General features: G+C 61.3%; 1 protein-coding gene. It reads right to left on the reverse strand.

Going from position 1 to position 300, the window contains the following annotated elements; genetic code table 11:
• Window positions 1-300: AAA family ATPase (locus tag SB786_RS35950; RefSeq protein WP_410731537.1), on the reverse strand; the 300-nt coding region annotated here is incomplete at both ends.

Genomic DNA, 300 nt, shown 5'->3' on the forward strand with positions numbered 1-300 from the left:
GCCGTCTTCCAGCACCTGCAGCAGCACGTTGAACACATCCGGGTGGGCTTTCTCCACCTCATCCAGCAGCACCACCGAGTATGGCTTGCGCCGTACGGCCTCGGTCAGGTAACCGCCCTCTTCATACCCTACATACCCTGGTGGTGCACCGATCAGGCGAGCCACGGAGTGTTTCTCCATGAACTCGGACATGTCGATACGCACCATCGCCTCTTCGGTGTCGAACAGGAACTCGGCCAGCGCCTTGCACAGCTCGGTCTTGCCCACACCGGTGGGGCCGAGGAACAGGAACGAACCGCT

The organism is Burkholderia sp. SIMBA_062, assembly GCF_046534765.1.
Classification (GTDB): Bacteria; Pseudomonadota; Gammaproteobacteria; order Burkholderiales; family Burkholderiaceae; genus Burkholderia; species Burkholderia ambifaria.